The sequence below is a fragment of the Tsuneonella sp. HG094 genome (assembly GCF_053819285.1).
Genome location: NZ_JBSORA010000001.1, coordinates 157,790 through 180,540, shown reverse-complemented (window position 1 = coordinate 180,540; position 22,751 = coordinate 157,790). Strand labels below are relative to the sequence as shown.

Sequence of the window (22,751 nt, the reverse complement as noted above, 5' to 3'; positions counted from 1 at the left end):
TCGAACATACCGGGCGTTAACCATCGCCGGGCCATACGCGCATCCGTGGGGCACCCCGGGGGCGCATTGATGGACGATCTTCTGGCCGATTTCCTGGCCGAAACACGTGAGATGATGGAGGCGATCGGCGGCGAGCTCGTCGCGTGGGAAGCCGACCCCGCCGACCGCGCGCGCCTCGATGCGATCTTCCGCTTCGTCCACACCGTGAAGGGCAACTGCGGCTTCTTCGACTTTCCCCGGCTCGAGGCGCTGAGCCACGCCGCCGAAGACGCGCTGGGCGAAGTGCGCGCCGGACGTCGCATACCCGGCCCGCGGCTCGTCACCGCGGTGCTCGCCATAGTCGACCGGATCGGCGCGATGGTCGATGCCATCGAGGCGGGGGAAGACTTGCCCGATCGCGGCGACGACGCGCTGATCGCCTCCCTTGCCGACGATGGCGAAGACGACGGCTATGCCGTGCTCGCCGAACCCGTCGCGGCCCGATCGCCCGCCGTATCCGCCCAGCGCACCATCCGACTGCCCGTCGGCCTGCTCGACGACGTGATGGCGAGCGTCTCCGACCTCGTCCTTGCGCGCAACGATCTTGCCCGCCGTATCCGCGAGTCGGGTAGCGACAACACGCTGCACGGGCCGTTCGAGCGGCTCAACGGCATCCTCGACCAGGTCCGCGAGAGCGTCACGCGGATGCGGATGCAGCGCATCGACCACCTCTACACCGCGTTGCCGCGGCTCGTGCGCGACCTTTCGGCCGAACTCGGCAAGCAGGTGATGATCGATCTCGAAGGCGGCGAGGTCGAACTCGACCGCGAGATGATCGAGACGATCCGCGATCCGCTGACGCACATCATCCGCAACGCCATCGACCACGGGATCGAGCGGCCGTCTGATCGCCTGGCGCAGGGCAAGCGCGAGATCGGCACGCTGACCATCTCCGCGCGCCAAAGCGGCAACCGCATCGGCATCCTCATCTGCGACGACGGGCGCGGCATCGACGGCGATCGCCTCGCCGCCAAGGCCGTCGGCGCCGGGGTGCTCACGAATGCCGAGGCCGAGGCGCTGTCCGACGGCGAGCGGCAGGACCTCATCTTCGAACCGGGGCTTTCCACCGCAGACGCGGTGACGGCGGTATCGGGCCGCGGGGTCGGCATGGACGTCGTTCGCGCCAACATCGAACGGGTCGGCGGCGCGATCGAGGTCGGCAGCACGCCCGGCGAAGGCACCCGCATCCTGCTGCGCCTGCCGCTGACGCTCAGCATCATTCCCTCGCTCACGGTCACCGCGGGGGGGCAGTTGTTCGCCATGCCGCGCAGCTATGTCGAGGAAATCGTCCATGCCCGCGCCGGACACATCGAGTTCGCCCGCGCGGGCGATGCGCTGCTGGTGACGGTGCGCGGCAAGCGGATCGCCTGCGTCTCGCTTGCCGCGATGCTCGGCCTCCCCGCAGCGGTCGCCGACGAAGCGGCAACGCTGGTGCTGGTGAAACTCGTCGGTGGCGACCTGTTCGCGCTGGCCTGCGACCGCGTGCTCGATCACGAGGAACTGGTCATCAAGCCGCTGGTGCCCGCCGTGATGGCGACCGGACTCTATGCCGGCAGCACCCTGCTCGACGACGGTAACCCGGTGCTGATGCTCGACGTCGCCGGTATCGCCCGCAAGGCCCGCCTGATGAGCGAAACCCGCGCCCGCACCCGCGCACCCGTCGCCGAAGAGAACCGGGCCGCGGAGCGTGCTACCGTTCCGGCCATGCTCTTCATCGGCCGCGACGGCCGCCGCAAGATCGTGCGCCTGTCGCTCGTCCGTCGCCTCGAACGCATCCCCGCGGGCGCGATCGACCTCGGCGGCGAGCGTCCGCAGGCGGTCATTCACGACACGATCTACGCCCTCGCGGGTGCCGAAGGCGGCGCTCCCGCCGAAGGGCAGGTCAGCCTGCTGCGACTAGGCGACGGCCAGAGCGAGATCGCCTACGTGTTCGACCGGGTAATCGACACTGTCGACCTGCCCGAAGAGATCGTGCCCGCCGGACGCCCCGGGCCGGTCGAAGGAGCCGTACTGATCGACGGCGAGCCCGCCGACCTCATCGACGCGCACTGGCTGTTCGCTGCCCACGCCGCGCCGGTTCGCGAGACCGGGCGCCTTACGTGCCAGTTGCCCGCGGGCGACCAGTGGGCGCAGACCATCCTCGCCCCGCTGGTGGAAAGCGCGGGCTACCGCGTGGTCGACGAAAGCTTTGACGGCCCGGCGGATGTCGCCATCGTCAGCGATGGGACAGCCCCGGCGACGCTCGCGGCCGACACGCTGATCACGCTGACCGGCGATCCCGACGCCTGCCCACCGGGCAGCGACCATCTTTACCGCTACGATCGGGCGGGCCTCATCGCCCGGCTCGCGACGCTCCGCACCGGGAGGGCGGCATGACCGATCTCGTCCTCGTCTTCACGCTCGCCGGACGGCGCGCCGCGCTGCCCACCGCCGACGTCCAGTCGGTCGTCGAACTCGATGCGGTGACCGCGATCCCGCAGGCGCCCGGCTACGTCCTCGGTCTCGGCGCGCTTCGCTCGATCACGCTCACGATCATCGATGCCGCCGCCGCGCTCGGCCTGCCGCCCACCGCGGTGAATCCGGTCGGTGCCCGTGCCGCGATCGTCGAACACGGCGGCCACCTTTACGCCCTCATGGTCGACGAGATCGACGACGTGGCCGAACAGTTCTCCGCGCCAGAGCCGGTTCCGGGTGAAGCCGGACCCGGCTGGCAACGCGCCTGCCACGGGCTGGTCGAAACCGCGCGCGGCCCAGCCCTGCTTCTCTCGCTCGACACGCTGCTGGCGGGTCCGCTGGCGCAGGCAGCTTAACGAGATGCTTACTCCGCGCAGTCTAGGGTCGCTCCAAAGACTGAAAACAGGTGGGATCGCACCGCTATGAAGCACTGTCTCGTCGTCGATGATTCGCGGGTGATCCGCAAGGTTTCGCGGCACATCCTCGAATCGCTCGGTTTCACGGTGGACGAAGCCGAGAACGGTCGCGAGGGCCTCGACCGCTGCGGCCAGGCGATGCCCGACGTGGTCCTTCTCGACTGGAACATGCCGGTGATGAGCGGGATCGAATTCATCGTCCAGCTGCGCCAGCGGCCCGGCGGCGACAAGCCCAAGGTCGTCTTCTGCACCACCGAGAACGACGTCGCCCACATCCGCGAAGCAATCAGCGCAGGGGCCGACGAGTACGTGATGAAGCCGTTCGACCACGAGACGCTGCAGATCAAGCTCCAGCTCGTCGGCTTCGCCTGACACCGGCCATGGCAGGGGTCGCGCCCACCCATAGCAGGCCGTCCGGCTCAGGGGCACGCCGCGATCCCGTCCGGATCATGGTTGTCGACGATTCGCTGGTCGCGCGCACCGCGGTCTCGCGCATCATCGAGGCAGAGCCAGACTTCGCAATCGTCGCCAAGGCGACCACCGGCGAGATGGCCATCGCGCGCCTCGCCGAAACGCCGGTCGACGTCATCCTGCTCGATCTCGAAATGCCGGGCATTGGAGGGATGGGCGCGCTGCCGCGCATCCTCGAGCTTGCCCGCGAAGCCAAGGTGCTGGTGGTCTCCTCGCTCACCGAGCGCGGGGCCGAAGCGACCTTGTCGGCGCTCGCCATCGGTGCGGCAGACACCATGCTCAAACCGCGTTCGGGCGAGTTCGATGCGACGTACGCGCGCACGCTGGTCTGCAAGGTCCGTGCGCTCGCTCCGAACGCAGGTGCGCGCCGCTCGCCCGCGCCCAGACCACCGAAGTCCGTGCTTCCTCTGTCGTCGGGCCTCGGCGAACCGCAGGTGCTTGGTATCGGCGCTTCGACCGGAGGTATTCACGCAATGTGCCTGCTGCTCGGCGCGTTGCCGAAGCAGTTCGCACTGCCGATCCTCGTCGTCCAGCACCTGCCCGAAAGCTTCATGCCTACGCTCGCGCGGCAGCTTGCGCTCGCCTCGGGCAGGCCCGCCTCGGTTGCCCGGCCCGAGATCGCGCTCGAGCCAGGGGCGATCCTTGTCGCGCCGGGAAGCGGCCACCTCGTCGTCCGCCGGACGGCCGGTCGGCTGGTTACCGGCGTCGCTCACCATGCGGTACCGAGCGGATGCACGCCTTCGGTCGACCCGCTGTTCGAATCGATCGCGGATGCGACTTCGGGCCAGGCCATCGGTGTCGTGCTGTCGGGCATGGGCCGCGACGGGGTGATCGGCGCCGAGCGGCTTGCGCGCGCGGGTGGCACGCTATTCGCACAGGATGCCGCGACGTCCGCCGTGTGGGGGATGCCGCGTGCGATCGTCGAAGCGGGCCTCGCGACCGCGGTCCTGCCGCCCGAGGCCATCGCCCGCCGGCTCGCCGCGCTGTGCCACGTGCCCCTGGCGCTGCGCGCATGAGCGAGATTTCGCAACGCATCGTCGCCGAACTCCTTTTCGCGCGCACCGGCCAGCACCTTGCCGAGAACCGGCGCTGGCGCATCCAGACCGCGCTTGCCGGACTGTTCCGCGAGCGCGGTATCTCCAACCTCGACCAGCTCGTCTGCCTGCTCGCCGACCCGCGCGAGGAGTCGCTCGCGCAGGACGTTGTCGAGGCGCTGCTCAACAACGAGACCTATTTCTTCCGCGACCGGATCATGTTCGACCTGCTCGCGAAGGAGGTCCTGCCCGATCTCGCCGCCAAGCGCGCGGGCACGCGGCGCCTGTCGATCTGGTCGGCGGGATGCTCGACCGGGCAGGAGCCGCTCTCGCTGGCGATGCTGTTCGCCGACAACCCGAAGGCGTGGGATGGCTGGCGGATCGACATCCTCGGCACCGACATTTCGGCAAAGGCGATCGAAACGGCCCGCCTAGGCAATTACTCGCAGTTCGAAATCCAGCGCGGCCTCGGGGTGACGCAGATGCTCCGGTGGTTCGACGAGACCCCGACGGGCTGGCGGCCGCGCCGCGAGCTCGCCCGGCGGGTGCGCTTCGAACAGCGCAATGTGCTCGACGAGCCCCCCGGCAGCGGCCGTTTCGACCTTGTCCTGTGCCGTAACGTCCTGCTCTACTTCGACCGCGCCAACCGCGCGCGGGCGTTCGAGCGCCTGTCGGCGGCAGTTCCGGGCGATGGCTGGCTGATGATTGGCGCGGGCGAGACCGCCACAGGCCATTCGCACGGGTTCGTGCCCGCTTGCGACACCAGCGGACTCTACCGCCGCGCCGGCGACCCGGTGCGCGCATCGGCGAGGGAGCGCCGCAATGCAGGGTAAACATCGCCTCAACGGTTCCTTAGGGCTTCGCGGCTACTTCCGCCCGGGGTCGCCGCGAACGGCGCGAAGGGGGCACGCGTGATTGCACAGGCACGCCAGGAAACACTGGGCGCGAAGATGCTGGTCTTCGCTCCCATTGTCGTGCTCTCCGGCCTGTTCGGCGCGTTCACCGCGATGGTCGTCGTCGGAGCGCGGGTGTCGAACTTCTCGGCCGTCTCGATCGCCGCGACCGGGATCGTCTGCTACGCCGCCACGGTCGCGCTGCTCGGCCGCATCGGCCTGAGCCAGGTCAACCGCCTCACGGGCCTCAGTCGCACCGACAGCCTCACCGGCCTGCCCAACCGCCGTGCGCTTCACGACGACGCGGCGCGGCTGGCGCCGGCGGGCGAGGAACTCGCCATCGCGCTGGTCGATCTCGACGGCTTCAAGCTGGTCAACGACTATTACGGCCACGTCGTGGGCGACCAGGTCCTGCGCGAATGCGCCGAGGTCCTCCTCGACATCTGCGGCGACGAGGCCAAGCCCTATCGACTGGGCGGCGACGAGTTCGCCATCCTGAAGCACGGCCCGGTCGCAGGCACCATCCTCGAAGGCATTTCCCGAACACTGATCGACCGGTTCGGCGCGCCGATCCCGATCGAGGAACGCCGAATCCCGATCGGCGCGAGCGTCGGCCTGGCCCGCTCGACGGGCCGCGACGGTATCTCCTCGTCCGAAGTGCTGCGCCGCGCCGACGTGGCGATGTACGCCTCCAAGAGCGGCGGCAAGATGCGCTGCACCTGGTTCTCCGACGATTTCGACCGGTCGCGCCTCGCCACCCGCGAGCTCGACAACGAGCTGCGCGACGCGCTCGCCAAGGGGCAGTTCGCGGTCGCCTACCAGCCGCTGGTCGATGCGCGCACCGGCGCCATCGTCGCGGTCGAATCGCTGGTCCGCTGGGAACGGCCGGACGGCAAGCGCATCGGGCCCAACGTGTTCATCCCGGTCGCCGAGGAATCGGGCCTGATAAACGCGATCGGCATCTGGGTCCTCGAACGCTCGTGCCGCGACGCACTCGGCTGGAACGACATCAAGCTGTCGGTCAACATCTCGGCCGCGCAGTTGCGCAACCCGGAATTCCCGATCCAGCTCGGCCAGATCCTCGAGGATACCGGGTTCCCAGCGAATCGCCTCGAGCTGGAGATCACCGAGACCTGCCTTGTGCTCGATCCCGTCGTGGCCGAGCGCAGCCTCAACCTGATCCGCCAGTTCGGCGTCGATGTCGCGCTCGACGATTTCGGCACCGGCTACGCCTCGATCGGATTCCTGCGCCAGTTCCGCTTCGAGAAGCTCAAGATCGACCGCTCGCTCGTCACCCAGGCCCAGATCGACAACGGCAGCCGGGCAATGATGATGTCGAGCATTTCGGTCGCCCGCGCGATGGACATGGATGTGACAGCCGAGGGCGTCGAAACCGAGGAACAGGCCGATCTCGCCCGCGCCGCCGGGTGCGACCAGATCCAGGGCTGGCTCTATTACAAGGCAATGCCGGCTGAGGAGATCTCGGCGCGGCTCGACGAAATCGTGGGGCCCAAGCGCCGCACTGCAACGAGGGCAGCATGAACGCCGTTACCGCCATTGTCCCCGACGATATGCATCGCGAAATCGCCGAGGTGAGCCTCGAGGACGCCAGTTTCGCCGACAGCCGGAAACGCTGGGTCGCTGCCCGTTGGTACAACGACCTTCCACTGGTGCGTAAGCTCGGCTTGCTCGTCGGTGGACTGCTGTTCGGGCTGACCATGGCGACGCTCGATGCCCTCTTGGGCTTTTATGGAATCGTCTCTCCGGCAACGGCGATGATGCTGATCTTCTCGGCGTGGTTCCTGGGCCTGGGCCTCGGCGGCATCGCCCTGCGCCGGATCATGATCGACACGGCCTTTCCGCTGCGCCGGATGAGCGCCGACATGCAGCGTCTCGCCCGAGGCGACCGGGCGTTCACGCTCGACCACCTCGACCGCAAGGACGAGATCGGCGACGTCGCGCGCGCCTTCCAAGTGTTCCTGAAGTCGGGCCACAAGCTCGACGAGATGTTCGAACAGCGCAAGTCGTCGCGCGAGGACCAGCAGAAGATGCTGCTCCAGCTCGCCGCCAACTTCGAGCGCGAGATCGGCGACGTCGTCGCCGCGCTCGCTTCGGCGGCCGACCAGCTCGAAGTCGCCGCCAGCTCGATGGCTGCGGCCGCCGACCAGTCGGCCAACCAGGTCGACGCGGTCTCGCACTCGATGAACGATGCCTCGTCGGGCGTCGCGGCGGCGGCTGCGGCGAGCGACGAGTTCGCCATGTCGATCGGCGAAATCAGCCGCCAGGCCGCGCAGTCCGCCGGCCTCGCCCGCGACGCCACCACCGCGGCCGAGCAGGCCGACGGCACGGTCAAGGCACTGGCTAGCTCTGCCGACCAGATCGGCGAGATCGTCGAACTGATCAGCTCGATCGCGCGGCGCACCAACCTGCTCGCATTGAACGCCTCGATCGAGGCGGCACGCAGCGGCGAGGCGGGTCGCGGGTTCGCGGTCGTCGCCAGCGAGGTCAAGGAACTCGCCGCGCAGACCAGCAAGGCAACCGAAGCCGTCGCCGCGCAGATCCGCGCGATGCAGGATTCCACCGGCGCCAGCGTCGGTGCGCTCAAGGCGATTGCCGGACAGGTCCAGCAGCTCGAGGCAACCGCTGTTTCGATCGCCTCGGCGGTCGACCAGCAGTCGGTCGCGGGTCAGGAACTCGCGCGCAACATCGACACCGCCGCGCGCGGGACCGGCGATGTCTCGGCGAACGTGGTACAGGTCCGCCAGACCGCCCTCGCCACCGGTGCGACCGCGAGCCAGGTGCTGAGCTCGGCGAGCGAACTCAAGGGACAGGCGGCCAGCCTGCGCAGCCAGGTGGACGGCTTCCTGCGGCATGTGCGCGCGGCCTAGGGACAACGCTGATTAACGCCGTAGTCCGCTCACCCTGAGCCTGTCGAAGGGTGTTGCGCTGCGCCAGTGTTGGCGAAGCGTCCTTCGACAGGCTCAGGACGTGCGGGGGTTGCAAACTAGGTAGGCGCGCTAGTGCGCGTCCCCGTCACCGTGGCTGTCGGTCGCAGCACGACCCGGTGAGTCCGAGCCGCCCGCGCCGCCGTTCTCCCACCAGTAGGGCGCGCGCTGCGCGGTGCCGGTGCCGACCTCGTTCATCGTCTTCGCGTCGTAGAGGCGGCCGCCGACCATGACGCGGGCGATCTTGTCCGAGTTGCGGATGTCGGCACTGGGATCGGCATCGAGTACGACGAGGTCGGCGAGCTTGCCCGGTTCGAGGCTGCCGATGTCGCGGTCCATGCCGAGCGACTGGGCGGAGACGATCGTGCCCGCCCTTAGCGCCTCGATCGGGGTCATCCCGCCGCGCACGAAGCTCCACAGCTCCCAGTGCGCCGCTACGCCCGGCTGCTGCCCGTGCGCACCGATGGCGACCTTGACGCCCCGCTCGGCCAGCTTCTTCGCCTCTCGCGCATTGTCGTCGTCGACGAAGGCCCACTCAGGCGCCGTCGTGCGGCGCGCGGTATCCGCCAGCAACTGCTTGGGCGGCGTGTGGACCATCAGCGGGTTCTCCCACACGTTGGTTGCCTGCCGCCAGTAGGGGTCGCCCGCAAGCCCGCCGTAGGTGACCACGAGCGTGGGCGTGTTGTTGGACTGCGACTGCTGCCAGAACTGGAGCACGTCCTCGTAGAACCGCTCGACCGGCACGTTGTGCTCCACGGTCGAGTTGCCGTCGGCGACCAGGTTCATGTCCATGCCGAAGAGGCTGCCACCTTCGGCCACGACCAGCATGTCCTCGGCCCGCGCAGCGGCAACGACCTGTTGGCGCTGCTCGCGCCGGGGCTGGTTGTAGTTCTTGATCGAAACCGCGCCTTGGGCCTTGAGCCGCTTGATGTGCGCGAGCGCATCCTCGTAGCTGTCGATCCGCGCGTATACGTCCGCCGCCTTGGCGCCGTAGACGATCTCGCCGGTCGAGAAGATGCGCGGGCCGAGCATCAGCCCGGCGCGCTGGCGTTCTGACGCGGCGAAGATCTGCGCCGGGCGAGCACTGGGATCGTGGATCGTCGTGCTGCCCATCGCGAGCGCCTGAATCAGCGCCCAGTTCTGCTGCGGCACCAGCTCGCCCTCGCCCTGCGCACCATGGGCGTGGGCGTCGATCAGGCCGGGCATGATCGTCTTGCCCGCCGTATCGATGACCGTCGCGCCTGCCGGGACCGAGGTCGAGCCGCGCGGGCCGACCGCCGCGATGCGGTCGCCTTCGATCACCACCACGCCGTCATCGATCGCGCCCGCGCCCTCGCCCGTCATCGTCAGCACCCGCGCGCCGACCAGCGCGACGGTGCCGCGCGGCTTTGCAGCGGTGACCGTGCGCCCGAGCGCGATGCCCGAGGTCGGCGTCACGAACTTGGGCGCATCCTTGCCCAGCGGCGCATCGGCGAAGAACGCCCCGCGCGCTGCGGTGTAGACCGTCGGGCCAAGGCTCCAGTGAAGCTGCGCGCCGCCGTTCGACCAGTGGATCCAGTCGGCCCCGCCACTCGAGACCTTGGTGACCGGAAGCGCGCCCGATTTCTCGTCGACGGTCACTGCCTGCCCGCCGGGCATCAGCGGCATCGCGAAGACTTCGTAGTTCTGGCGAAAGGCGATCGTGCGCCCGTCCGGCGAAACCGAGAAATCGTTCACCAGCTCTCCTTCGGCGTGGACCCGCTTCGCTTCGCCGTTGAGGTCGGTCGAGACCAGCTGCTGCTTGCCCTTATCGCTGCCGATCATGAACAGCCGCGTCCCGTCCGCGCCGAACTGGGGCGAGCTGTTGCCGCGACCGACGAGCACCGGCGCGCCGCCCCCTGCCGGTACGCGGTAGACGCCGGGGTTCTCCGACCAGTCCGGCGAGGTGACGAAGCCGCCCCCTCGCTTTTCGAACACGACGGTGGTGCCGCCGGGCGACCAAGCGGGGCTCGCGTAGTGGCCGGGCTGCGTGGTCAGCGCCCGCGCCGCGCCGCCACCGGCGGGCACGACCATTACCTTGCCGAGGCCGCTGTCCGTCCACGAGACGAAGGCGATACGCTTTCCGTCGCGCGACCAAGACGGGTAAAGCTCGAGCGCGTCACCGCCCCCCGAGACCAGTCGCTTCGGCGCACCGCCGCCCACAGGGCGCAGCCAAAGCTGGCCGAGCGTTTCGTAGACCACCTGCCGCCCGTCGGGCGACACTTGCGCGAACCGCACCATCTTGGACTGGAAGCTCGCCTCGCCCACCGGGATGCGCGGGTGCGGGGCGTCGGCGATGGCGCGGGTGTCGTCGACGCGAAACGGGATCACGCGCGAAGTGCCGCCAGCCGCAGCGATCCGGCGAAGCTTGCCGCCCGACCAGAACACGATCTCGCGGCTGTCGGGCGTCCAGTCCATGTTCGGATAGACGCCGGTGACCGCCCAGGTCTCCTGCACGTCACGGTCGAGTTCGTCAGTCAGCTTGCGCTCGATCCCGCTGGTCAGGTCCTTGACCCACAGCCCGGTCTTCTCGGCGTCGCGGCGGACGAATGCGATCGACTTGCCGTCAGGCGCTGGCGTCGGACGGACCGCTCCGCCGAGGCCCGCGACCGCGCCCGTCGTTTCGCCGGTGGCGATGTCGTAGCGCTCGATCTCGAAGATGCCTTGCGTCGAATCCTGCGCATATTCGAAGATCGGGCCGGGGGTGTTGTTCCTGGTGAAATAGACCGACTTGCCGTCGGGCGCGAAGATCGGCTCGCCCAGTTCCTTCTGGTGCTGCTCGTTGGGCCGCGCGACGAGCTTCACGCCGCCCCCGCCCGACACGTGGTAGAGCCACACCTCGCCCGTGCCCGCCGAACGGCCGGTGGTGAAATGCTTTTTGGCGACGATGAACTGGCCGTCCGGGCTCCAGTTCGGCTGATTGAGGAGGCGGAAGTCCTCCTTGGTCAGCGCGACCTTGTTCGATCCGTCGGCGTTCATGATCCAGATGTTGTCGCCGCCGCCGCGATCGGTGACGAAGGCGATGCGACGCCCGTCGGGGCTGAAGCGCGGCTGCACTTCCCAAGCGAGGCCGTCGGAAATGCGCGTCGGCGTGCCGCCGCCGATGGGCATCGTGTAGATGTCGCCTAGCAGCGAGAACGCGACCGTCCGCCCGTCGGGGCTGACGTCGACGTCCATCCACGTACCCTCGTCGGTGCGGATCGTCGCCTGCCGCAGGTTCGCGCCGCGCGGGGCGGTCACGTCCCACTTGTCGTCTGCGGGAGTCGCGGCGGCGGGCGCGGGGGTCGCGGCGGCGCGCTGACCGCTTCCGGGCAGCGGCAGCTTGCCGGTCTGGGTGTCGGGGTCGGTGGCTTCGTTCTCGGGCGCCTGGGTCGCCTCGACCGGCGTGGGGGCGGGCGGCGCGGCTTCCTGCGCGTGCACGGCAGACGCGGCGAACAGTCCGGCAAGAACCGAAGCGACGGATGATTTCATGTGAAGGCAGCCCCTGGATTTGTCTCTCTGCATAAAGGTCTAGGGCGCGCGCCGACGAACGTCACCCCGCTAATCGACCAACGGCATACGGCCCGGGCGCGGCACGCTTGACGTTCCCCGGAGCGCGCGTGACAAAGCAACCAGCAGATTCACTGGGGACATTTCACATGACCGTTCGACTTTCCGCGCGCCTGCGCGCCGCACTGCTTGCGGGCGCCGCCCTGTGCACCGGCACCGCGGTTTCCGCGCAACCCCAAATCCTGCAGCCGGGCGCTCCCGGGCAGCCGGGCCGGGTTCTGACCGCCGAGGACGCGATCAAGCTCGCCGACATGCGCTATTCCCCCGGCGACGTCGCCTACATGCAGCACATGATCGGCCACCATAAGCAGGCGACCGAGATGGCCGCGCTGGTCGATGCACGCACCACGAATGCAGACATCCGCCGCATTGCCCGCCGCATCGCCGCGAGCCAGGCGGACGAGATGAAGTTCATGACCGACTGGCTGACCAGCCGCGGCGAGCCGCTCGCGATGCCGGGCATGGGCCGCGAGATGCCGATGGATCACTCGGGTATGGATCACTCGGCGATGGGCCACGAGATGCCGTCGGCCGCCAAGGGCATGGTCATCATGGAAGGCATGGCGACACCGCAGCAGATGACCGCCCTCGCCGCGTCGAAGGACACCGCGTTCGACCGCATGTTCCTGCAGCTCATGATCTCGCACCACCGCGGCGCGGTGACCATGACGAAGAACCTCCTCGATTGGTACGGTACCGCTTCGGACCCCGAGATGAACCAGTTCACCGCCGACGTGGTCAGCGACCAGGAGGCGGAGATCACCCGCATGAACAAGCGCCTTGCGACGCTGTCGGCGGATCCGCGCGCCACGCTGAAGCCCGGGTTCCGCGATGCGGGCGAAGCGATCAGCGGGCTGAAGAAGCTCGCCAGCCTCGAAAAGCCCGCCGGCTTCTACGACCCGCTCAATCCCGCCGGCCTGCAGCTTCCCGCCGCGAAGTCGAAGGAGGAACTCGAGAAGGAGGCAAAGGCCAAGGCCGAAGGCAAGCCCGCCGACAAGAAGGACGAAAAGCCCTTCGACGCCAGCGACCCGAAGTCGCTCGCGCTCGACGAGCGCGAACCCGAAAAGCCGAAGCTGTCCGACCGCGGTTCGATGCTCGACTTCGCGAACACCGACATAGCGTTCGCGGGCGACCTGATGGTCGCGGGCAACTACCACGGATTCAACGTCTACAGGTTGGCCGCCGACGGGATGCCCAGCCTCGTCAGTTCGGTGGTCTGCCCGGGTGGCCAAGGAGACGTCTCGATCGCCGGCAAGCTCCTCGTCATGAGCGTCGAGGAAGGCCGCGGCCGCATCGACTGCGGGCTGCAGGGCAACATGACCCTGGCGAGCAGCGAGCGGTTCCGCGGCCTGCGACTGTTCGACATCTCCGATCCCGCCGTTCCTCGCCAGGTCGGCCAGATCCAGACCTGCCGCGGCAGCCACACCCACTCGATCGTCAGCGCCGACGACAAGCGCCTCGTCATCTACGCCTCGGGCACCGGCGGCGTGCGCAGGACCGAGGAACTGACGATCTGCACCGACAAGCCGGGCGACGATACCGCGCTGTTCTCGATCGACGTGATCGAGGTGCCGGTTGCGAACCCCGCCGCCGCGCGCATCGTCGACCGTCCGCGCGTGTTCGCGACCGACGGACAGATCGCCGGCCTGTGGAAGGGCGGCGACCACGGCGAGGGCACGCAGGACACCAGCGAGACCAACCAGTGCCACGACATCACCGTGTTCCCGGCGAAGAAGCTGGCCGCCGGCGCCTGCTCGGGCAACGGCATCATCCTCGACGTATCCAACCCGTTGAAGCCCAGGCGGATCGACGACGTGTCCGACAAGGGCTTTGCCTACTGGCACTCGGCGACCTTCAGCAACGATGGGTCGAAGGTGCTGTTCACCGACGAATGGGGCGGCGGTGGCCGTCCGCGCTGCCAGGCCGGCGACCCGGCGACCTGGGGCGCGAACGCCTTCTACGCGGTCGAGGGCGACAAGCTGGTCTACCGCGGCACCTACAAGCTGCCCGCGCCGCAGAGCGACAAGGAAAACTGCGTCGCGCATAACGGCTCGATCATCCCGGTGCCGGGCCGCGATATCTTCGTCCAGGCGTGGTACCAGGGGGGCATCAGCGTGATCGACTTCACCGACCCGGCGAACGTCAAGGAAATCGCCTATTTCGACCGTGGCCCCGTCGACAAGGACCAGCTCGTGACCGGCGGCTACTGGTCGGCCTACTGGTACAAAGGCAAGATCTACGCGACGGAGATCGCGCGCGGGATCGACGTCTTCGCGCTCGAGCCGAGCGAGTTCCTGACCGCCGCAGAGATTGCCGCGGCCGAAGCGGCGCAGTACCCGGGCGACGTGTTCAACCCGCAGACACAGACGCAGGTGACGTGGCCCGCCGGGGTGGTCGCTGCCGCCGAAGCAAGCCGCAAGGGAGGCTGAGGCGTCCATGGCCGAGCCGTGCATCCTGTCGTTGTCGTGCCCCGACCGTCCGGGGCTCGTCGCGCAGGTCGCCGGCTTCCTGGCCGAGCGGGGCTGCAATATCCTCGATGCCGAGCAATACGACGATCCGCTGACCAATCGGTTCTTCATGCGGGTGGAGTTCGATGCGGCCGGTCACGGCCCCGAGGATCTGCGCGACGCGTTCGCAGCGCTCGGCGCGGCGAACGGGATGGACTGGACAATCCGCGACCTCGGCTACCTGCCGCGCGTGCTGATCCTTGTCAGCAAGTTCGATCACTGCCTTGCCGACCTGCTCTATCGCCAGCGCATCGGCGAATTGCGGATGGAGATTGCGGGGATCGTCTCGAACCATCCGCGCGAGGCGCTGGTCCACGCCACCATCGGCGACCTGCCCTTCCACCACCTGCCGGTAACCGCCGCGACCAAGCCCGAGCAGGAAGCAGCGATCCGCGCGCTGGTCGGGGAAGCCCGGGCGGACCTCGTCATCCTGGCCCGCTACATGCAGATCCTTTCGGACGAGATGGCTGCATTCCTGTCCGGTCGGTGCATCAACATCCACCACTCGTTCCTGCCGGGGTTCAAGGGCGCCAAGCCCTATCATCAAGCGCACGCGCGCGGGGTGAAGATGATCGGGGCGACCAGCCACTACGTCACCACCGACCTCGACGAAGGGCCGATCATCGCGCAGGACGTGGTGGCCATCGGCCACCGCGACAGCCCGGACGACCTCGTCGCGCGCGGCCGCGATGTCGAACGGAGGGTGTTGGCCCGCGCAGTTAAAGCGCACCTTGAAGACCGGGTGTTCATCAACGGCGCGCGGACGGTCGTCTTCGCGCATTGACTCCGGTTGCACACTGCAACGGATAATCCTACCCTTCCGCGCATTGGGAGATCGACGATGGGTGTGACCGCCTGCGACCACGACGTGCTGATTATCGGGGCCGGGATTTCGGGCATCGGAATGGCTGCGCACCTCGAAATGTTGTGCCCGCATCACAACTATGCGCTGCTCGAACGGCGCGCCGACCTGGGCGGCACTTGGGACCTGTTCCGCTATCCCGGCATCCGCTCGGACAGCGACATGCACACGCTGGGCTTCGTGTTCGAGCCGTGGCGGCACGAAAAGTCGATCGCCGACGGGCCGACAATCCTCGAATACCTTCACCGCATCGTCGACGAGCGCGGCATCCGCGAGAAAATCACGTTCGAAAGCACGGTGGTCGCTGCAGACTGGCGGTCGGACGAGGCGTGCTGGCACTTGACCGTCGACCGCCGCGGCCAGCGCGAGACCGTCACAGCGAACTGGCTTTACCTCGGCACCGGCTATTACGACTACGACGATCCCTACGACGCGGGGTTCGACCTGTCCGCGTTCGAGGGGCAGGTGCTCCACCCGCAGTTCTGGCCGCAGGACCTCGATTACGCGGGCAAGACCGTCGTGGTCGTGGGGTCAGGAGCGACCGCGGTCACGCTGGTGCCGGCGATGAGCGACAAGGCGGCCAAGGTTACCATGCTCCAGCGGACGCCCACATGGATGTTCTCGCGCCCCGCGAAGGATCGCATCGCCAACACCCTGCGCAAGTTCCTGCCCGATACGCTCGCCTATCGGATCACCCGCTGGAAGAACGTTCTGTTGCAGGACATCGGCTTCAAGCGCGCCAAGGCCCAGCCCGAAAAGGTGAAGGAGTTCCTGACCAAAAAGGTCCAGGCCGCGCTCGGCGACAGGTACGACGCCGCCACGTGGACCCCGCCCTACAACCCGTGGGACCAACGGCTGTGCCTGGTGCCCGACGAAGACCTGTTCGCGGCGATCCGCCACGACAAGGCCGATGTCGTCACCGGCCACATCGCCGCGTTCGAAAAGGACGGGGTGCGGCTTGTCGACGGCCGTTTCCTGCCCGCCGACATCGTGGTGACCGCGACCGGCCTCAGTCTCGCTATCGCGGGCAAGATCGCGGTCAGCCAGGATGGCATCCCGGTCGATTTTGCCGAGCGGTTCTACTACAAGGGCTGCATGTTTTCGAACCTGCCGAACTTCGCGGTGGTGTTCGGCTACCTCAATGCCAGCTGGACGCTGCGCGCGGACATCAATTCGGAATTCGTGTGCAAGGTGCTCGCGCACATGGAGCAGGTCGGCGCGAACGTGGCGACCCCGGCGCTCGCCGAAGATCATGACCTCGTCGAGGACGATCTGTTCGACTTTTCGAGCGGCTATATCCAGCGCGGCAAGCACCTGATGCCCAAAAGCGCGACCACGCTGCCGTGGCGACTGAACCAGGATTACCGCTTCGATCGCAAGGCGCTGGCGACATCGCCGATCGCCGACGGAGTGCTGCGGTTCGACCATGTCGGAGCGGTCGGCGCGGAGCGACTGGAGGCGGCGGAGTAAGGCTGGCGCGGCCTTTCCGTTTCGCCTAGCGATCCGGCATGACCGCGACCGACCGCATCTGGACTGCCGCCCTTATCGTGATCGGCGACGAGATCCTCTCCGGCCGCACGCACGACAAAAACATCGCCCAGATCGCCAGTTGGCTGCAGGTCCAGGGTATCCGCCTTGCCGAAGTCCGAGTGGTGCCCGATTTGGAGGATCGCATCGTCGAGGCGGTGGCCGCGCTGCGAGCGCGAAACGACTACCTGTTCACCACCGGGGGGATCGGCCCGACGCACGACGACATCACCGTCGATGCAGTCGCGAAGGCGCTCGGCGTGCCGGTCGTGGTGCACCCCCAAGCGCGGGCCATCCTCGAGCGGTACTATACCGGTCGCGGCCTCGAACTGACCGAGGCGCGGCTGCGCATGGCACGCGCGCCCGAGGGCGCCGAACTGATTGCCAATCGCATGACCGGAGCACCCGGCATCCGCATCGGCAATATCTTCCTGATGGCGGGCGTACCGCACATCACCGCCGGGATGCTCGAGGCGCTCACCGGCTCCCTCGAAGGCGGCGCGCCGGTCCTGTCGGAGACGATCGGCTGCTGGACCGCCGAGAGCGAGGTGGCCGATGTCCTGCGGAGCACCGAAAAGGATTTCGCCGATGCGCCGGGGGGAGTCCAGATCGGCAGCTATCCGTTCTTCCGCGAGGGGCGGACGGGGGCGAACTTCGTCGTGCGATCGACCGATCCGGGCACCCTCGTCCGCTGCGTCATCGCGCTGATGGAGGCTCTGGAGGAAGCGGGGCGAGCGCCGGTGCGCCACGAAATCTGATGGCACCGTGCCGCAAACAAAGAGGGCCGGCGGATCGCTCCGCCGGCCCTTTTCGTATCGCTTTCGCTTTTCAAGCCATCGGACCTGAAAGGTCCGCAAAGCCGACCGGCCGCCGCGCGGTTAGCGCGTTAGCCAAGGTCGCGGACGCGACAGCCGGCGCTTGAGGCGTATCGAATTAAGCGCCTTCGACCTCGGCCAGGTCGACCTTGAGGCCGGGGCCCATGGTCGTGGTCAGCGAGATCTTGCGGACGTACTTGCCCTTCGAGCCCGAGGGCTTGGAGCGCACGACCGCTCCGGTCAGCGCGTCGAAGTTCTTCTTCAGCGCTTCATCGGTGAACGACAGCTTGCCCAGGCCCGAATGTATGATGCCCTGCTTTTCGACGCGGAATTCAACCTGCCCGCCCTTGGCGTCCTTCACGGCCTGTTCCACGTTCGGGGTCACCGTGCCGAGCTTCGGGTTCGGCATCAGGCCCTTGGGGCCGAGCACCTTACCGAGACGGCCGACCACACCCATCATGTCGGGGGTGGCGATCACGCGGTCGTAGTCGAGGTTACCGGCCTGCATGTCTTCCATCAGGTCTTCGGCACCGACCTTGTCGGCCCCGGCGGCAAGCGCCTTGTCGGCGTTGTCGCCGCGGGCGAACACGGCCACGCGAACGTCCTTGCCGGTGCCCGAGGGCAGCGACACCATGCCGCGGACCATCTGGTCGGCGTGGCGCGGGTCGACGCCGAGGTTCATCGCGACCTCGAGGGTCTCGTCGAACTTCTTCGAGGCATGTTCGCGAAGCGTCTTCAGCGCATCGGCGAAGCTGTAGTTGGCATCACGGTCGATCGAAGCGACGACCTTGTCCTTCTTGCTCTGCTTGGCCATCTGATCAGCCCTCCACCACTTCGAGGCCCATCGAGCGCGCGGAGCCCTCGATGATGCGAGTCGCCATTTCGATGTCGTTGGCGTTCAGGTCCTTCATCTTCACCTCGGCGATTTCCGAAAGCTTCGAGCGTTTGATCGTCCCGGCCTTGACCTTGCCCGGCTCCTTGGAACCCGACTTGAGGTTGGCAGCCTTCTTGATCAGGAAGCTCGCCGGGGGCGTCTTCGTGACGAAGGTGAAGCTGCGGTCGGCGTAGACCGTGATGACGGTCGGGATCGGCATGCCCTTTTCGAGCTCGCCGGTCGCCGCGTTGAACGCCTTGCAGAATTCCATGATGTTGACGCCGCGCTGGCCCAGCGCGGGGCCGATCGGGGGCGACGGGTTGGCGGCGCCCGCGGGCACCTGCAGCTTGATATAGCCGTCGATCTTCTTGGCCATTACTGGCCTCCTTTCTCACTGTCGCCTCGGTGCTTTCCACCTTGGCTCATGGTAAGCGGTCGAACGAGACGCCTTGCGGCGGCTCTCCCGCGTGGATTTCCCGGTGCTGTCGCGTGGGAAGGCGCGCACATAGCGCCGACGGGCGAAAAGGCAAGCATTGTGTAGGCGGACCGTCGACGAGCGGCGTTGGTCGAACGGTATTGGCGTGGACCGCCGACCTGCCGTATCGTCCGCGTGGGATGAGGACCGGCCGACACAATTTCGCTTTGGCGCTTATGCGGGGTTCCGCACTGGCGGCTGCAACCCTGTTCGCCCTGGCAACCGGCGCCGCGGCTGCACAAACGCAGGCAACCGCGCCGCCTGGCAACGCGCTCGCCCCGCCCGCCAAGATGCCGGAGCTCCCACCCGCGAGGATCGACGACACACTGGCGGTGGGCGGACAGGAAATCGACGCGCGCAAGCTGCGCACCCGGATGACGGTTGAGGTCAAGGTCAACGACACAGGCCCCTATCGCTTCGTGGTCGATAGCGGCGCGGACAGCTCGGTCGTCGGCGAGCGCCTCGCCGCCGCGCTCAAATTAAAGCCCGGCCAACCGACGATGCTGAACGGAATTACCGACACGCAGCTCGTCAATCGGGTCTTCGTCGACGAGCTCGAACTCGGCCTCACGCAGTTCTACAACCTCGAGGTGCCGGTCCTCAAGGAACGCGATATCGGTGCCGAGGGCATGCTGGGGCTGGACGCATTGGTCGAGCAGCGCCTGATGCTCGATTTCGAAAAGCGGCAGATCTCGGTCGACGATGCCGCGACGCCGGCAGCTAGGATGGACGGTGAGATCGTCGTCCGTGCGCGGCTCCAGCGCGGCCAGCTGATCCTGACGCAGGTCAAGGCGGGCGCCGTCCCGGTCGACGCGGTGGTCGACACCGGGTCGGAAATCACCATCGGCAATTCGAAGCTGCGCGACCTGCTGATTCGCAGGGGATCGCGCAAATTCACGAAGATCGGAGTGATCGGCGTGACCGGAACCGAAATCGAGCTGGAAGTGGCGCGGGTTGACGTGCTCAAGCTGGGCTCGATTACCCTGCGCAACGTGCCGATAGCGTTCGCCGACATTCCGCCGTTTGCGGTGTTCGGAATCGACGATCAGCCGTCGCTGCTCCTCGGCACCGACGTGATGGAGGTGTTCCGCAAGGTGCAGCTCGATTTCCGCGACCGGCGCGTGCGGTTCCAACTCCGCAAGTGCGAGGCGGTGGTGCGGCTGAGCACGAACACCAATTTCGGTTCGCGTCTCACGACCGACAACGAGGCGACCTGCGGGCGCTGACGTCTTGGCGCTGATGGGCGAGCTTGCCGCCCGGCGAGTTACTTGACCAGTTCGACCTGCTCGAAGTCGAGTTCGACCGGCGTTGCGCGGCCGAAGATCGAGACCGAGACCTTGACCTTCTGCTTGTCGAAATCGAGTTCCTCGACCAGCCCGTTGAAGCTGGCGAAGGGCCCGTCGAGCACTTTGACCTGGTCGCCGATCTCGTAATCGACGTTGACGTGCTTCTTGGGCTCGGACTTGGCGGCTTCGACCCCGCCGAAGTACCGCGCCGCTTCGCGCTCGGAAATCGCCTGGGGCTTGTTGCCCGAGCCGAGGAAGCCGGTGACCTTGGGGGTGTTCTTGACGAGGTGGTAGACGTCGTCGGTCATGGTCAGCTTGGCGAGGACGTAGCCGGGCATGAACTTGCGTTCGACCTGGACCTTCTTGCCGCGCTTAACCTCGGTAACGGTTTCGGTCGGAACCTCGACCGCCTCGACCGCTTCGGACAGCCCGAGGCGCTCGGCCTCCGAGATGATCGAATCGCGGACCTTGTTCTCGAAGCCGGAATAGGCGTGGATGATGTACCAGCGAGCCATGATGTTGCGCGTGTTCCGTTGTTGCTCAGGCGAGCGACAGCAGCCAGCGCATTACTGCGCCGAACAGCGTGTCGACCCCGAGGAAGAAGACCGACAGGATCACCATCATGATACCGACGAAGATCGCGGTGCGAACCGTCTCCTCGCGGCTCGGCCACGCGACCTTGCGCGCTTCGGCACGCACCTGAGAGATGAATTCTGCCGGACTGGTCTTGGCCATGATGATGAAGCTCTCGCCCCCGAAGATTGAAACGCTTCTTCAGGGATGGGGTCAGCGCCGCCCCGGTTCAAGTCCGGGAGGGCATTCGCGTCGCTCATCTGCTGGAAAAAGCGACGCCGCCCTAGACCCCGCTCCGGTCAAAAGCAAGCGGGGCCGGTCGCGCCGTGGCGGCCGGCCCCTCACCCTCGTTCGAGCGAGGATGTCCTCAGCGAAAACCGAACAGCCGCGCGAAGAGGCTAGGCTCTTCCATCGGGCGGATCGGGCCGTGCATGCGAAAGCGCTGCGAAGCATCGGTGAAAGGACGCGGCTGGACCCACGGATCGGGCCGGCTGCTGCGAAACGACAAACCTGACATGGGAGCCTCCATGAACCGAATGTTTTGCCCCTCCGGCTGTCCATCACAATGCACGATTCGTCGCTGGAGTTCCCGGCTAAATTTCCGCTAACCCTTTGTTAACCATGTAAGTCCGCCGCGCGCAGGCGATATTTTTCGCGCGCGCACGGGTTCCCCGGCCGGGGTTAGTAGACGACGTCGAAAATCGGAAATTGGCAGGGGTGACAGGATTCGAACCCGTGGCCCTCGGTTTTGGAGACCGATGCTCTACCAGCTGAGCTACACCCCTGCGCTGGAGAGGCCGCGCATTAGGTGCAAACGAAACGCATCGCAAGCGGGCAAAGACTGCTATCGTATCGCACGGACTCCATGCACGCCCCCGCAAGCCCCCTGATTCCCAGCGACCTGCTGCTGCTCGCCTATCGCAACGGCATCTTTCCGATGTCGGACAGCCGCGACGATCCGGAGATTTTCTGGGTCGAGCCGCGTCGGCGCGCGATCCTGCCGCTGGACGGCTTCCGCCTGTCGAAATCGCTTGCGAAGGTCATTCGCCAGGATCGCTTCCGGGTGACGTGCGATGCCGCGTTCGACGCGGTAATCGGGGCATGTGCCCAGCCGCGGCCAGGCCACCCCGAAAGCTGGATCAGCGTGCGAATCATGGCGAGCTATCGCGAGCTCCACCGGCAGGGCCACGCGCATTCGATCGAGTGCTGGCAGGGCGAGGAGCTGGTGGGCGGGCTCTACGGGGTGGGCTTCGGGGCGGTTTTCTGCGGCGAATCGATGTTCAGCCGCGCCACCGATGCCAGCAAGGTCGCGCTCGCTTGGCTCGTAGCGCTGATGCGGAGCGGCGGCGGGCGGCTGCTCGACTGCCAGTTCATGACCGAACATCTCGCCTCGCTCGGCGCGGTGGAAATCCCTCAGTCGCGTTACGTCGCGTTGCTGGGCGAGGCTGCGGGCGCGGGTTCGGGAGCCGCCGGAGCGGGTGCTGCTTCGCTGCCCGTGGCCTTCGGCGCGCTCGAGGCAGCGGCGGTGGGCGCGGGCGTGTCGCCGTCGAAGCTCATTTTGCAGTCCTTGACCCAGACGTCGTAGATCGGGTGTTCGACCACGTTCAGGCTCGGCGATTCCTTGAACAGCCAGCCCGAAAAGACCTTCGACCAGTTTGCCGTTTCGCTACCCGCCTGCTGCACGAAGACCTGCGCGAACGCGCCCGTCTGGCGCGGAAATTCCCACGGCGCGGTGCGCTCGCAGGCGGACAGGCGCACGATGACGTCGCCCCAACGGCGTGATTCGCCCGGCTTCATCTCGAAGTTCTGAGACAGGTTGTTGCGCTTGTTGAGCACGCCGATCACCGCGATGCGGTCTTCCATCGCCGTGCCGACGGACGGATCGACCGGTTGGACCATCTTGGGCGCACGCATTTCCTCGGGCACGTCGGTAGCGACCGCGCGCGTTTCGGGTGGTGCCTGGTTGCAGGCCGCGAGGGCCAGCGCACCGACGAGGACGAGCGACACGCGCAC

19 protein-coding genes, 1 tRNA gene and 1 pseudogene are annotated in these 22,751 nt (G+C 67.3%); 13 read left to right on the top strand and 8 right to left on the bottom strand.

Annotation, left to right across the window (positions count from 1 at the left end):
• Positions 1-69 precede the first annotated feature (69 nt).
• The 7 genes from ACWPMX_RS00915 (at position 70) to ACWPMX_RS00885 (ending at position 8,195) form a co-directional block, all read left to right on the top strand.
• Entirely contained in the window at positions 70-2,415 is a 2,346-nt protein-coding gene (locus ACWPMX_RS00915) for a chemotaxis protein CheA (protein ID WP_455698171.1), read from the top strand.
• A complete protein-coding gene (locus tag ACWPMX_RS00910; RefSeq protein ID WP_455698170.1) occupies positions 2,412-2,849 on the top strand; it encodes a chemotaxis protein CheW in 438 nt (145 codons plus the stop codon). Before ACWPMX_RS00915 ends, ACWPMX_RS00910 begins: the two co-directional genes overlap by 4 nt.
• Positions 2,850-2,915: 66 nt before the next feature.
• Positions 2,916-3,281, top strand: coding sequence for a response regulator (locus ACWPMX_RS00905; RefSeq protein ID WP_455698169.1), 366 nt, complete (start codon positions 2,916-2,918; stop codon positions 3,279-3,281).
• A gap of 77 nt (positions 3,282-3,358) precedes the next feature.
• Entirely contained in the window at positions 3,359-4,396 is a 1,038-nt protein-coding gene (gene cheB, locus ACWPMX_RS00900; RefSeq protein WP_455698168.1) for a chemotaxis-specific protein-glutamate methyltransferase CheB, read from the top strand.
• Positions 4,393-5,247: a CheR family methyltransferase gene (locus ACWPMX_RS00895; RefSeq protein WP_455698167.1), complete on the top strand. Its 855-nt coding sequence runs from the start codon at positions 4,393-4,395 to the stop codon at positions 5,245-5,247. Before cheB ends, ACWPMX_RS00895 begins: the two co-directional genes overlap by 4 nt.
• Before the next feature lie 78 nt (positions 5,248-5,325).
• Positions 5,326-6,849 carry a putative bifunctional diguanylate cyclase/phosphodiesterase gene (locus tag ACWPMX_RS00890; protein WP_455698166.1) on the top strand — a complete coding sequence of 508 codons (1,524 nt, stop codon included), beginning with the start codon at positions 5,326-5,328 and terminating at the stop codon, positions 6,847-6,849.
• Positions 6,846-8,195: a methyl-accepting chemotaxis protein gene (locus tag ACWPMX_RS00885; RefSeq protein ID WP_455698165.1), complete on the top strand. Its 1,350-nt coding sequence runs from the start codon at positions 6,846-6,848 to the stop codon at positions 8,193-8,195. Before ACWPMX_RS00890 ends, ACWPMX_RS00885 begins: the two co-directional genes overlap by 4 nt.
• A 129-nt stretch (positions 8,196-8,324) precedes the next feature.
• Here ACWPMX_RS00885 and ACWPMX_RS00880 read toward each other — a convergent pair whose 3' ends face one another.
• Positions 8,325-11,741, bottom strand: coding sequence for an amidohydrolase family protein (locus ACWPMX_RS00880; RefSeq protein ID WP_455698164.1), 3,417 nt, complete (start codon positions 11,739-11,741; stop codon positions 8,325-8,327).
• Between the two features lie 167 nt (positions 11,742-11,908).
• Here ACWPMX_RS00880 and ACWPMX_RS00875 point away from each other — a divergent pair, with 167 nt between their 5' ends.
• Genes ACWPMX_RS00875 through ACWPMX_RS00860 form a run of 4 tightly spaced genes read left to right on the top strand, consistent with a single transcriptional unit; the run spans position 11,909 to position 17,473 of the window.
• Positions 11,909-14,248 carry a DUF305 domain-containing protein gene (locus tag ACWPMX_RS00875; protein ID WP_455698163.1) on the top strand — a complete coding sequence of 780 codons (2,340 nt, stop codon included), beginning with the start codon at positions 11,909-11,911 and terminating at the stop codon, positions 14,246-14,248.
• 7 nt (positions 14,249-14,255) lie between these two features.
• Complete coding sequence (gene purU, locus ACWPMX_RS00870) at positions 14,256-15,110, top strand: formyltetrahydrofolate deformylase (RefSeq protein WP_455698162.1); 855 nt, start codon at positions 14,256-14,258, stop codon at positions 15,108-15,110.
• 57 nt (positions 15,111-15,167) lie between these two features.
• Positions 15,168-16,658, top strand: a complete 1,491-nt coding sequence (locus ACWPMX_RS00865) for a flavin-containing monooxygenase (protein ID WP_455698161.1) — start codon at positions 15,168-15,170, stop codon at positions 16,656-16,658.
• A 38-nt stretch (positions 16,659-16,696) separates the two neighbouring features.
• Positions 16,697-17,473: a competence/damage-inducible protein A gene (locus ACWPMX_RS00860; protein WP_455698160.1), complete on the top strand. Its 777-nt coding sequence runs from the start codon at positions 16,697-16,699 to the stop codon at positions 17,471-17,473.
• Between the two features lie 175 nt (positions 17,474-17,648).
• Here the strand turns inward: ACWPMX_RS00860 and rplA are convergent, their stop codons facing one another.
• Both rplA and rplK read right to left on the bottom strand, forming a co-directional pair.
• On the bottom strand, positions 17,649-18,344 hold the full coding sequence (gene rplA, locus ACWPMX_RS00855; protein WP_455698159.1) for a 50S ribosomal protein L1: 696 nt from the start codon (positions 18,342-18,344) through the stop codon (positions 17,649-17,651).
• Positions 18,345-18,348: 4 nt separating this feature from the next.
• Complete coding sequence (rplK, locus tag ACWPMX_RS00850) at positions 18,349-18,780, bottom strand: 50S ribosomal protein L11 (protein WP_455698158.1); 432 nt, start codon at positions 18,778-18,780, stop codon at positions 18,349-18,351.
• Positions 18,781-19,055: 275 nt separating this feature from the next.
• On the opposite strand from rplK, the gene ACWPMX_RS00845 reads away from it, so the two are divergent.
• Positions 19,056-20,105: an aspartyl protease family protein gene (locus ACWPMX_RS00845; RefSeq protein WP_455698157.1), complete on the top strand. Its 1,050-nt coding sequence runs from the start codon at positions 19,056-19,058 to the stop codon at positions 20,103-20,105.
• Positions 20,106-20,143: 38 nt separating this feature from the next.
• Here ACWPMX_RS00845 and nusG read toward each other — a convergent pair whose 3' ends face one another.
• The 4 genes from nusG to ACWPMX_RS00825 form a co-directional block, all read right to left on the bottom strand.
• Positions 20,144-20,680, bottom strand: a complete 537-nt coding sequence (gene nusG / locus ACWPMX_RS00840) for a transcription termination/antitermination protein NusG (RefSeq protein ID WP_455698156.1) — start codon at positions 20,678-20,680, stop codon at positions 20,144-20,146.
• A gap of 25 nt (positions 20,681-20,705) precedes the next feature.
• Positions 20,706-20,900, bottom strand: a complete 195-nt coding sequence (secE, locus tag ACWPMX_RS00835; protein WP_455698155.1) for a preprotein translocase subunit SecE — start codon at positions 20,898-20,900, stop codon at positions 20,706-20,708.
• Positions 20,901-21,105: 205 nt separating this feature from the next.
• Positions 21,106-21,255, bottom strand: a complete 150-nt coding sequence (locus ACWPMX_RS00830) for a hypothetical protein (protein ID WP_455698154.1) — start codon at positions 21,253-21,255, stop codon at positions 21,106-21,108.
• A gap of 192 nt (positions 21,256-21,447) precedes the next feature.
• Positions 21,448-21,523, bottom strand: a tRNA-Trp gene (locus tag ACWPMX_RS00825).
• 80 nt (positions 21,524-21,603) lie between these two features.
• Between ACWPMX_RS00825 and aat the strand changes: the two genes are divergently transcribed.
• A complete protein-coding gene (gene aat / locus ACWPMX_RS00820) occupies positions 21,604-22,323 on the top strand; it encodes a leucyl/phenylalanyl-tRNA--protein transferase (RefSeq protein ID WP_455698153.1) in 720 nt (239 codons plus the stop codon).
• A gap of 35 nt (positions 22,324-22,358) precedes the next feature.
• Here the strand turns inward: aat and ACWPMX_RS00815 are convergent.
• Positions 22,359-22,535: pseudogene (locus tag ACWPMX_RS00815) on the bottom strand (DUF2155 domain-containing protein); the annotation flags it as partial.
• Between the last annotated feature and the right edge of the window lie 216 nt (positions 22,536-22,751).